This window comes from Limosilactobacillus mucosae DSM 13345, assembly GCF_001436025.1.
In the GTDB taxonomy this organism is placed as follows: domain Bacteria; phylum Bacillota; class Bacilli; order Lactobacillales; family Lactobacillaceae; genus Limosilactobacillus; species Limosilactobacillus mucosae.
The window spans coordinates 1-11,577 of record NZ_AZEQ01000031.1 but is presented as its reverse complement, the minus strand read 5'-3'; the positions used below and the strand labels follow the sequence as shown (position 1 = coordinate 11,577).

The following is an 11,577-nucleotide window of genomic DNA, read 5'->3' as shown; positions in this document are numbered from 1 at the left end:
ATACTTGACAGGCAATAGTGCCTAGTTAATATAGGGGGTATTTCTCTTTTTTAATGAGAGTCATTTTATAGCGCTGCTTTTCCGTTCTTATATCTGGGCCTAATGCTACTACGGCGTGTCAGCTTCGGCAATCCCCAATTCTTCAATAACTACTAAAGGCCCGACTCCAGTTGATCGTGGAATCAGGCCTTTTAGCTTACATATTTATTTAACGTGTCGTGTTCACGCAGCAAATGCTACTTATTGCGTGATGTCAGCATGTCCTTTTCTTCCAGAATACGCAGGATCTGGTAGAAGCGTGACTGATCACTGTTTGGCAGCTGGTCAACGGCCGCGCTGATCATCTTCTTTTCCAGTTCACGCACGTTCTTGGCCGCGCCAACGTTAACCAATGCCGTCAGCTGATTGCGAACGTGGTTGTCAACCCGCACGTTGGTAGAGTAGGTAACCTGTTCAGAGTTTTGAACGATGTCTTCGCGCTTGACCTGCTTTTCAACAACAAAGTCCGCGCCGTGCTTCATTTCTGGACGTTCATCCTTCTTCATGTCGTGATTTAACAAGCCCATTTTAAATCGCTCCTTTTATTGATTATCCGTTTCTTGCTTGCCCTTGTTCAGTCGTTCGATAATTTCCTCGGCGACCGCTTTGTACGCGTTTTGCGTCTTGCGGTCCCAAGCATCCTTGTCGTTGTCGGTGATCCCGGTCATGTCCATCCGCTTGACCCGTTCCATGATCGTGATGTGGCTGTTGAAAATGTTGTCCTCGCCAAATTCCTCGCTTGCTGACTGAAGAATCTTGGCGTCAACGGAAGAGTCGCGCTTGGACAGCACTGGCAGCAGGCCGATAACGTCAACCTTGGATTGGAAGGAATTGATGATTACCCGCTGCAGATATTCAATCAGGTATTCAGCACCAACCAGAGAACGTTCCTGCGTCTGCAGAACGATGATAATCTGATCGCAGGCGTAGAAGGCCGTATCGTTGGAAAGTCCCAGCGTAGGCGGAACGTCGATAAAGATAAAGTCGTAACGATCAATCAGCTGATCTTCAAGCAGCTTGCGGAAGTAGGAAACACGGCTCTTTTCATCAGATTCCTTGTTCTCAAGAAAACGACCGTACAAAGAGAAGTCAACCGCCGTTGGAATCAGATCCAGATTTTCATTGATTGACAGAATCGCGTTGGTCAGCGGTTCCTCATTCTGCAACACCGTCATCAAAGACTTGTTGATCGTTGCCACGGCAGACTGGCCACGCGTCTTGGTCTTCAAAAAGAGCTGCGTGATGTTTGCCTGGGGGTCAAAGTCGATGACCAGCGTCTTGTAGCCGAGCTTGGACAGGTTGTAGCTGACCAAAGCAGTCGTCGACGTCTTCCCGACACCCCCCTTTTGATTGCAAAAGGACATTACGGTAGCACTCATTATTTTTCACCTCATCAATAGTTTTTTCGCTGTTTCGCTAGTTATCAAAAATATTATATCAAACTTTCTCGCTGTAAATAGCAAATAATGAATAATTAATTGTGAATTGTTAACATTGACAAAGTTTTTCCAATCTATTCTGACACAAGGGATTTCAAATTTGCCAATTTTTTCTCATTCATCTTCCACATTGTAAATTGTTAATAGTGAATTGTAAATAGTTAACTACCCGAAAATCGCTATTGATTTAGGAATATTTATGTGCAATTATTACTTTAATGATCGATATGAAAACCACATGGAGTTGTTAGAAATCGATCATCCAAAACGGTTGGTCTTGAAGGCGTAAATCGTTTTGAACTTTGTTAGATCAAGACTGCAAAATTTAATCGATATCGGTTAAAATGTCTTTGTAACCGCTTTAACCAAAATGATTAGAATAAGCAGCAGAATGTTCTTTATAAAACATAAAACGAATTAGAGATTCAGGCAATAAAAAAAGAATCATGAGTGGCCGCTCATGATTCTGAGATTATCCTGAATACTCAAGCACGGCAATCATGATGCTATAGTGCGACATAGTGTGACATAGTAACAAGACTATGATTGAGATATCCAGTTTATTTTAATTTTTAATACAGTCACATTATAGCATTATTGAGTGCATTCATCAAAGGCAATTGGCTTGGTCGCATGACTTTGCGAATTGCTGAAAGTGCTTGAGTGTTTTTGAGATAGTCTCTTTCACTGCCGCTGGTAAGGAAGGAGATTTTTTTATGACTTCAAAATTTGTTAAAGTCGAGCTGGACCTGCTCCAAAATGACAACTATCGAAAACTCGATGGCAACTCAATGCTGATGTACTCTCTCTACCGCTCACGGCTTGATGGCTCAATCCGCAACGCGCAAAACGGCAACCCGCGCTTCATCGACAGCAACGGTCAGCCATTTATCTACTTCACCAACGAAGAGATGGCCGCCTTGCTGCACACGTCTCGTCATACTGTGACCAACGCTCGGAAAAAGCTGATCAAGTTTGGTCTGATTCATGTTGAACGAACCGGAATGAGTGAATATCGGGTGTACGTCAACAATTACGTGCGGAGTGCAAAATGTGAACACCGCGAAAACACCCAAAACAGCTATCAAACCCCGTCATATCAGCAATTCGCTCGGAGTTCAAAATCTGAACCCAGCGACGTGCAAAATGTGAACACAAGTAAGACAAAGCTATTAAATAACTATCTAGACAACATAGATTCGATTGATTCCTCCGCGAAAAATCGCGAGGAAAAAATTCAAAACGAAACTATCAACATCGCATCCGTAAATAAATCTGACGATACGCACCAACCAGCAGCCGCTGATGATCAAAAGACGAAGCCATCGAATAAGCCGGTTGAAGAACGCTCTTTAGGACTCGTTGACGATAATGATCTGGACTTCGCGTTTGCCCTGTATCGTTCCCAGTTTGGCCATCTGACCAACTACACGGCACGCTATCTGGAGAGTCTGCAGAAGCAGTTTGGCGCCAGAATGCTGAGCTGTGCCATCAAACTCAGCAAAAGATACTCTATCAGCAATCCACCGGCCTATATCGCCCAGATTCTCTACACGGATCGCGCTAATGGCATCACCAATCTGGACGACATGGTCTATGATCACCTGAAGGCTGCTGAATTCCTAGACGCAAGCTTTTCGACCATGAACCAGAATCGTAAAAAATTCCGGATCATGACGCAGGAGATGCTCAGCCAGTTCCGCGGCGCGCCTAAGATTCCAATTCTCAAACTGCCGGAAGACGACGCGCCAAGCCACGCGGCATCTGAATCAGAATACGAGTTCCGTGAAGTGCCGATCCTGCCGCCAAAGCAGAATTGGCAGTCCAGCAATCCCGTTGACGCAAACAGCTCAAATTTCACGTGTAACTTTGATCAGAACGCTCAGACATCTAACGCGATGAACGATGCCGTTGTCCAGACAGGCGCTCAAAACGACCAATTTGCCGACTATCCGGCAGACTGGCTGACGAAACGGATCGCCAACGAAAAAAACGCGCCGCAGTCCAACGACTCTCAGCAGCGAATCGTCGAACAGGCTATTGGACAGACCGCGGCTGAATTTATAAACGCCTATCCCCAAGCCACGCCAGATGACAAGCGTCGTTTCGCTTCATCAGCAAACACGGAGCAGCAGTCGCCAAGTTCAGAGCACGGAAACTTCCAGCCGCCATTTTCGCTTAAGGATTTCAAAAAGCAGATTTTCGGCTTCAAGCAAAACGGTCTCAATCCGGGAATGGCATAGGCAAAAATCGGCAATAAAATTCTCATCAGGCGACTAGACCAGTTATACTTTTTTGTTTTCAAATGCGTTCACAAACCTTGATTTCTTAGACGTATACTAAAAATATGATGAGAACTTCCTCAGAACCATTGTAAGCACATACAACCCTTGATAGCATGAGGAATGGAGCCGTCTTTTTGGCTCATAATCGTACTTTAGGGGAGGAGTATTCCATGAAAAAGACGTCTAACGCTGAATATGCCGATGACCGGCTGATTGATCTGCGTCAGCTGGATCATCTGCAGTTTGATGACGTGCATGAGGCCTATCACCTGGACTGGAGTAGCATGCTTCTGCTGATGCGTTGGCTTCATGACGGCGAGGACAGCACGATCGTTATTGACCGCCGCGGACGCTTACTGAACGTGGAGCGACGGTATTCGGAACTGATCAGTGAGCTGTCCCAGGAGTATCATGTCTATCGCAACACCATGGCAACCTTGTACAAGAAGACCAATGCTCAGTCGGTGGGGTGCGTCTCAGGTCGGCATCGGCTGGTACCGCTGACTGGGCTGCGCAATCGGTCCGTGATCTTTATCTGTGCTGACAATCTTTCGCCCCATGGATTCGACAGTTCGCGCAGGGGATGTTCCGTATTGTCGTTTGACGGCTATGATCACCAGACGATTCGCGTGATGATCAATGTCGCTATTGATACGATCAAGCGCAATCTTAACGCGGCTGCCAAGATCAGTCACGCGCTGATCGAGCATCTGGAAATGGTGCGGAAAAACTATGAGGGTGAGCGCTGCTGTGAGAGGCATCCGGACTTTAATCACCTTGATGATCTGCATCAGCTTGAGAATCGGGTCCGCTATGAGGTGCTGGAAAATGCTCTGGACAGCATCGCCAATAAGCTATATGGCCACCCCATGGATGAGGAGTTCAAGCGGCTGCTTAAAAAACAGCTGATTGCTCCTTGTGACGGCACCAATCACTGATCACGTCTTGGAATTCTCTAGCTGACCTGCCAGACTCCAAACAAAAACAGCATGCCTTGTTTTTCAAGACATGCTGGGAGAGATTCGAGGTAGTCAAGTTTTTAGGGATTATGCAAGAGACTACGCGATGTTTGGCGGCGCGCTGTAAATGGCCCTTGCCTTTTGGATTACGCGCTTTTTTACGTAGGAGACGGCCTGTGGTGTGGTCTGCCAGCGCTTAGCAATCTCTTTGTTGTTGAGGCCAAGCTCGATGACGCACCGCAGATACGAGTTCTCTTTTTGAGTTAGATAAGGCCAAAGCCGGCGCCACAGCTGTTGAGCGGCGGCTCGTTCGATCAGAGCGGCATCGCAGTCTGAATCAATGAGCCATTCGCTGGCGTTCTCACCATTCAATCCCGCGTCCAGATAAAGACACTGATGATTGGCGCGAACTTTTTGGCGTTTGAAACGATCCTTGAGGTGCCAGTCGATCCGTTGGAAAGCATAATGCGAAAATGATGACTGGTCTTTTTCAGGGGAACCTGGGAAGTCGCGATAGGCTTCCGCATACCAGCCCATTGCTTGCTGGGCGAGGTCATCGAAATCTTGATGAGATCGATAAATTCCACGATATTTTAAAGCGCCGTAGATAACCAATAGTCGCTGCTTGTCGGCCACCAAGAAGCGATAGCCATCCGTAAGGGACCGTTCTGCTTCGGATATCACCTTCCATCTGCAAGTTTGCAAGAACCTCAATTATGATAGCGCTTTCTATTGGCGATTAGCGCGGATCGAGCGAATGAGTATGATTTGGGATCGAATTACCCCAAATCAGCAACGCTCAGCGCGCGATAAGAAGCAGCCAGCGTGATTGACGGTGTTTTGACCGCTGTCAACGCGCGGCTGTCCTCATTTGCCGCCGATTCGTTCGCGTCAAGCCGGAAAACGCGTCAAATACTTGCAGAGGGGTAATAGCATGAATAATGATCTTAAAGGACGCATTGACCGCGTTTCATTGGTTTCGCTTAACCTGGCATGGGGGTTCATGAACAAAAAGTATGGTCTGCCCGAGACGCGGCCACACAACCCGTATCATGAGACTGAACAGCATCTGACTATCGATCGGAACGGACTGGTGCGATTTAATTCGTTCTACATCGATGGCCAAAAAGAAACGGTCACGCCGATTCGCAGACAGCGCTTCTTGATGAAACCGGAGCAGATCAGCCGGCTGTTTGCCTATCTGCATGAGATCTTTGACGGAGGCTATCCGCCATACACGATCACGGATGGGCCGACCTGGCATCTGGCCATCGCCAATCAGCAGGGCCAGATCTATCAGTACGAGGGAATGATGGTCCAGGATGAGTGGCTGCTGGGACTCAATGGAGTTCTGCATGAGTGCGTTGATGAGATTGACGGCTTGTGGGGTGTGGAATGCTGAAGCTGTTTTGATTGATGACTGACGGCCAAAAACGCGGTGCTTAGATTTTGCAGATATGAATTGATCAGCGTGTAGGTTCGGATGGCGGCTTGAATTCTCGATTCTTTGCCATGACTGCTGATTTCTGCTTTAATTGTATTTGATATTTTCAAGAGAGTTTGAGGAAACATGATGAGCGATGAATTGAGAGAACAGACTAAAAATATTGAGTCGCTGCGACTGCGCGCGGCTGCCGATCTGTATATCAGTCAGATTGATGACCTGGATACGCTGGACCGGCTACAGCGGCTGGTCGACAAAAGAAGACGCGAACTCACCGAGGGGATGACATCTTGCCAACAGAGCGCGAAAAGCAGATTCTAGACCTGATTCGGCAAAATCCGATGATCTCGCAAAAAGAGCTGGCGGAAAAGCTTGGCATTACCAGGCCGGGCGTGGCTTCGCACATCTCGCGGCTGATCAAGGAAGGGCTGATTCTAGGCAAGGGCTACGTACTGCCTAAAAAAGAATACGTTACGGTGATCGGTGCCGTGAACATGGACATCTATGGCATCGTCAGCGACTATCCGGTGGTCTTGAAGGGATCCAATACCGGCCACGTGACGACGCAGCTGGGCGGTCTGGGCAGAAACATTGCCGCGAACGCCGCCGCGCTGGGGTTGGACACCAATCTGATCACGGTTTTCGGCAGCGATGACTATGGCACCCGCTTCAAGGAGGATGCCTATCGCCGCGGGATCGACATCTCGTATTCCAAGCAGCTGCCGGATCGCAAAACGTCGGTCTATCTCTACGTCAATCAAGGTGATGGCGAACGGATCATTGGCGTGGACGACATGCGGATCAACGAGTTCATCACGCCTAGTTTTCTGGAGCCGCGGCTGGCGGGCATCAATGCCGGCAAGGCCGCGATTATCGACTCCAATCTGCCGGCGGAAACGATTCGCTGGCTCTATGACAACGTGCGCGTGCCGATGTATGCCAAAGCCGTTTCGGTAACCAAGACGCCGCGCCTGCTGCAGGACAATCTCAATCTCGAGGGCCTGGTCATCAATGGCGTGGAAGGATCGTTCATGGCCAGCGTTAAGATCATGGACATCAATGACGGCAAGGAATGCGCCGAGAAGCTCTATGACATCTTCAAGACCCGGATCTACCTGTATCTGGATCAGATGGGGATGATCATGGCTGATCGGGATGGTACGCTCTATCATGGCTACGAGCCTGGCCTGCACGTGGAGAACACGAATGGCGTCGGGGCTTCCATGACAGCCGCGCTTGCCTATGCTCAGCTGCGTCATGAATCGCTGGACGACACGCTTGACCTGATGATCAGAATCGGTGGGCTGACGATGGCCACTGGCAAAAGCGTCAGCGATCGGGTCGGGACGCTGCTGGAAAACGAATGAATCAAATATCAGAATCGCGATGAATGCTCTCAATGAACGTCGTGATGCTAAGGGCGCTAAACCGGCGCTCTTTTTTTGTACCATCTTGACAGCGTTTTCACAAAAGACTAGAATTGGTTTATCAACAAAGGTTTAATCAATTAATCTTATGTTTAAAAAAGAAAGAGGTGTCATCCGATGAGCGAGAAACCATACGTAGCAGTCATTGGCGGCATGAACATGGATATCTTCGGCATTCCCGATGAGAAGGTAATTCCGCGTGATTCAAATATCGGCCAGATTGGCATGGCAGTCGGGGGCGTTGGGCAGAACATTGCTCAGAACCTGGCGCGCTTGGAAGTGCCAACGTATCTGATTACCGTTTATGGCGATGATATGAACGGTATCGTCATGGAGCATTCCTGCGCTCAGCACGGCATTCGTCTGGACTACGCTGAAAAACTGACCGGTCAGCGTTCATCGGGCTATCTCTATGTCACTGATGAAACCGGGGACATGCTTTTGGGGATCAACGACATGAAGATCTGTGAAAACATCACGCCGGCATTTCTGGCAAAGCGGCTCGACTTTATCAATCACGCGTCCGTGTGCATGATTGACGCCAACCTGCCGGAAGAATCGATCATGTGGCTTGGCGAACACGTAACGGCGCCAATCTTTGTTGATCCGGTGTCAATTGTCAAGGGCAAGCGCGTCATTCCGATTTTAGACAAGATTGACACGCTTAAGCCGAACCGAATCGAGGCCGAAATGATGACCGGCATTAAGATCACCGATTACGAGACGGCTCAGATCGCCGCGGCCAAGCTATTGGAATACGGCGTCAAAAACGTATTCATCTCGCTGGGCAAAGATGGCATCATGGCCATGAGCAGCAGTCAGTCGGCGCACGTGCCAACGATGACCACCAAGATCGTCAGTGCAAACGGCGCGGGCGACTGCAGTACGGCTACGATCGTCTGGTGCCGCTACCGTGGAATCACGGATCTTAACGAGGTCTGCCAATACACGCAAGCAGCCGCAAGCATCGCGCTGGAAAGCGAAAAATCGGTGCCTGACATCACGCCAGCAAAGGTCGCGGCCAAGCTGACACAAAAACAGCTGAACGTTCAGCAGCGCTTAAAAGCCGTGAGAAGCTGAACAAGCAGTCAGCGTGTAATTTATCAAAACAATGACTAAACAGCCTTAAAACGACGCTGATACGCAAATTTTAGACCGAATGAAAGAAACCAAGGAGGAAACTAAAATGATCAAGCAGCTCTACTCAATTATTCAACTGGACGAAGCCATCAAAACCATGGAAGCCGGCGCCGACAACATCGGGCTGGTGCCAATGCAGATGGGCGGGGTGCCTGCTCACCGCGTGCCGCTGTATCGGGTTGACCAGATTCATGAAGAATGCCGGCTGCGCGGAGTCAAGATGGTCCTGATTATGCTGACGAACGATCCGGATGAGATGATCGACCTGGCCAAGCGCCTGCAGCCAGAGATTCTGCACGTGGCGGGGGATGGCTACACGGCTGATGAGGAATTCGCCAAGCACTTGAAAGAAGTCGCTCCTGACACTGAACTGATGCAGGCAGTGCTGGTTGACGGCGAGGGAGCCATTGAGCGCGCCAAGAAGGTTGATCCGTTCGTTGACTACATTCTGCTGGACTCTGGTTTGGCTCCTGATACGGGAATTGGGGCTTCTGGCCAGACGCATGACTGGAACATCGATGCCGAAATCGTTAAGTCCGTCAACGCCAAGGTAATCGAAGCCGGTGGTCTGGGACCTGACAACGTAGCGGACGCGATCAAGAAGATTCGTCCATACGGCGTTGATTCGCTGACCAAGACGAGCATCAAGTATGACCACGGCAATATGGAAAAAGACATTCCAAAGGTCAAGGCGTTCTGCGAGGCCGCTGACCAAGCCGCCGCTGAACTCGGCCTGTAGATCTAAAAGCAAAACAAGATGGTCAACGCGATCCAGAGCAGGTGGGCAGCTCGGGTCGTCTGCAATCAAAAGGGGCGTGGAATATGAAAATCAGAATGCAGCAGCCGGTCAAGGTCGTTGTTGAACACGATCTGGCCAAGTCAATCATGGAGATTCTCAAGCTGGAAGACAAATGGCGCGTAATGATAGTGCTCGATCAGTTTTTGATGGGCGTGCCAGCCGTACAGGAAATGATTGCTGAGATTCAGAAAAATAACATTGAGGTGGAAATCTACGGCGATATCGTGCCAGACCCGCCTGCCAGCGTCATCAATAAAGGCGCGGAAGCAATGAAGAATTTTGGTGCGGACTGCGTGATCGCGATTGGCGGAGGGAGCTGTCTTGACAGTGCCAAGGGAATCAACATCGTGGCCAGCAACGGCGACAGCCGCGATATTCTCGACTACGTAAAAGATGAGTCGCTTATCCATGACTTCAAGTGCTTGATCAGCGTGCCGACCACGGCTGGGACTGGGAGCGAGATGTCCAACGCGCTCATAGTTACCGATGAAACGACGCTTGAAAAGAACGCCATCCTGTCTGACCGTATCTTGAGCGATTACGCGCTGCTGGTTCCTGAACTGACACTGAGTCTGCCGAAACGCCAAACGATTGCCAGCGGTCTGGACGTCTTCTCGCACGCCGCGGAAGGCTACCTGTCTAATCTGAGTAGTCCTGTGGCCGATGCCATTTCGGAAAAGGTCATGTTCCTGTGCACCAACTATCTGCCTAAAGCGGTTGCTGAAGGTCAAAGCATCGAGTATCGTGAACGGATGATGGTAGCCGCCAATTTAGCGGGCTGGATTCTTAATCAGTCTGGAACCATCGTGGGGCATTCAGAGGCTCATATTCTAGGATCCAAGTATCATTTCGTTCATGGCGAGGCGGTTGCCTATGCTCTGCCTTCCGTGCTTGAAATGTCGGCTTCAGTATTGCCAAAGAAGGTCAAAGAGATTGGTAAGATTTTGGGCGCGGAGTTTACTGGGGATGAAACGCCGGCTGAAATCGGCGTGATTACCAAGCAGGCCTATCTGAAGTTCCGTGATGAGCAGGTCGGACTGCACCCATTTTCCGACTATGGCGTCTCGAACGAAGAGCTGGTCAAGAACGCGGATGAGGTGCTTCATGAACGCTTTGCCGGCAATACTTCCTTTGAGCTGACTAAGGAAAATGTTACCGAGTTATTGAAACGTTTCGGCTAGTACTGCTGTTAATTTAAAACAAGCCAGGTCATGACAAGTTCATGGCTTGGCTTTTTCTATGTTTTTAGAACGCTCCCCCAGGTCGGCTCCGCTTCCGCTCCACGGGTCTCCTCTCCGGCGGGCCGCATGTACCATGCTTACCGTCGCCTCGAGTGAGCCCCTAGTTCCGCTCACGCTCCGCCGGCCTGGGGGATGATGCATATGCACCCTCTGTATATACAGGACGTTCCGGTCATGTATGAGTGCATGTGGTCTTGAATAACATCAGCAATTCCTTTTTTCGCGAAAAAATCACAGAGCGAAAATTGACGAATTTGGGGTAGTATTGGCTGACAAAAGATTAGTTCTGATCATATGGTTTTTAAACTCCTACAATGTAAATAGTAAATAATGAATTGTAAATAGTGGATTGTGCATTGTGAATTGTAAAATGTGAACGTGATAAAAGCGTTGATATAAAGCTGTTTTGATGTAATATAGACAAGCTTCTACAATGTAAATAGTGGATAGTGAATAGTGGATTGTAAATAATTAATTGTGAATTGTAAATAATAATCAATTAATTAGATTACTAAGAGGGAGATCAAAGACCAACCCGAAACCATTAATCAGGGCTGCTTCATACATACGAAAAAACTTCAGAATCTTCCTTTATTTTTTTGAGTCTAAATCGTTTCTATAAGTGTAAGTCTTAAAACCTTACCAAATTATTCAAAGGAGATGTTCAATCATGGAACGTAATTTCAAGAACTCAAAACTGTCATTCAAGATGGTCAGTGAGGGTAATGAAGATGGTATTTGGCGCAGCTACACCGATGCCATCGAAAAGCCAACTGATGACCAGATCAACGGCTGCATCAAGGT

General features: G+C 48.6%; 11 protein-coding genes. 8 read left to right on the top strand and 3 right to left on the bottom strand.

The features are described from left to right. Positions 1-236 precede the first annotated feature (236 nt). Both FC47_RS09630 and FC47_RS09625 read right to left on the bottom strand, forming a co-directional pair. Positions 237-566, bottom strand: coding sequence for a DUF5388 domain-containing protein (locus FC47_RS09630; protein ID WP_048344700.1), 330 nt, complete (start codon positions 564-566; stop codon positions 237-239). A gap of 15 nt (positions 567-581) precedes the next feature. Then, positions 582-1,418 carry a ParA family protein gene (locus FC47_RS09625; protein WP_056968749.1) on the bottom strand — a complete coding sequence of 279 codons (837 nt, stop codon included), beginning with the start codon at positions 1,416-1,418 and terminating at the stop codon, positions 582-584. Between the two features lie 776 nt (positions 1,419-2,194). Between FC47_RS09625 and FC47_RS09620 the strand changes: the two genes are divergently transcribed. Further along, positions 2,195-3,721 (top strand): replication initiator protein A, encoded by a 1,527-nt coding sequence (locus FC47_RS09620; protein WP_056968748.1) that lies wholly within the window; start codon positions 2,195-2,197, stop codon positions 3,719-3,721. A 212-nt stretch (positions 3,722-3,933) separates the two neighbouring features. Next, the gene (locus tag FC47_RS09615; protein ID WP_056968747.1) at positions 3,934-4,701 is read left to right on the top strand and encodes a hypothetical protein; all 768 of its coding nucleotides are present in this window, start codon (positions 3,934-3,936) and stop codon (positions 4,699-4,701) included. 120 nt (positions 4,702-4,821) lie between these two features. Here the strand turns inward: FC47_RS09615 and FC47_RS09610 are convergent, their stop codons facing one another. Then, positions 4,822-5,406, bottom strand: coding sequence for a sigma-70 RNA polymerase sigma factor region 4 domain-containing protein (locus FC47_RS09610; RefSeq protein WP_155519175.1), 585 nt, complete (start codon positions 5,404-5,406; stop codon positions 4,822-4,824). A gap of 250 nt (positions 5,407-5,656) precedes the next feature. Here FC47_RS09610 and FC47_RS09605 point away from each other — a divergent pair, with 250 nt between their 5' ends. The 6 genes from FC47_RS09605 (at position 5,657) to FC47_RS09580 (ending at position 10,713) form a co-directional block, all read left to right on the top strand. Continuing rightward, complete coding sequence (locus FC47_RS09605; RefSeq protein ID WP_033934829.1) at positions 5,657-6,124, top strand: hypothetical protein; 468 nt, start codon at positions 5,657-5,659, stop codon at positions 6,122-6,124. A gap of 183 nt (positions 6,125-6,307) precedes the next feature. After that, a complete protein-coding gene (locus tag FC47_RS09600) occupies positions 6,308-6,487 on the top strand; it encodes a hypothetical protein (RefSeq protein WP_152602662.1) in 180 nt (59 codons plus the stop codon). Next, complete coding sequence (locus FC47_RS09595; protein ID WP_033934827.1) at positions 6,457-7,533, top strand: PfkB family carbohydrate kinase; 1,077 nt, start codon at positions 6,457-6,459, stop codon at positions 7,531-7,533. Before FC47_RS09600 ends, FC47_RS09595 begins: the two co-directional genes overlap by 31 nt. Positions 7,534-7,710: 177 nt before the next feature. After that, the gene (locus FC47_RS09590; RefSeq protein WP_056968745.1) at positions 7,711-8,673 is read left to right on the top strand and encodes a PfkB family carbohydrate kinase; all 963 of its coding nucleotides are present in this window, start codon (positions 7,711-7,713) and stop codon (positions 8,671-8,673) included. Between the two features lie 106 nt (positions 8,674-8,779). Next, entirely contained in the window at positions 8,780-9,472 is a 693-nt protein-coding gene (locus tag FC47_RS09585) for a phosphoribosylanthranilate isomerase (protein WP_056968744.1), read from the top strand. Between the two features lie 83 nt (positions 9,473-9,555). Further along, positions 9,556-10,713, top strand: a complete 1,158-nt coding sequence (locus FC47_RS09580; protein ID WP_056968743.1) for an iron-containing alcohol dehydrogenase — start codon at positions 9,556-9,558, stop codon at positions 10,711-10,713. The last annotated feature ends 864 nt before the right edge of the window (positions 10,714-11,577 follow it).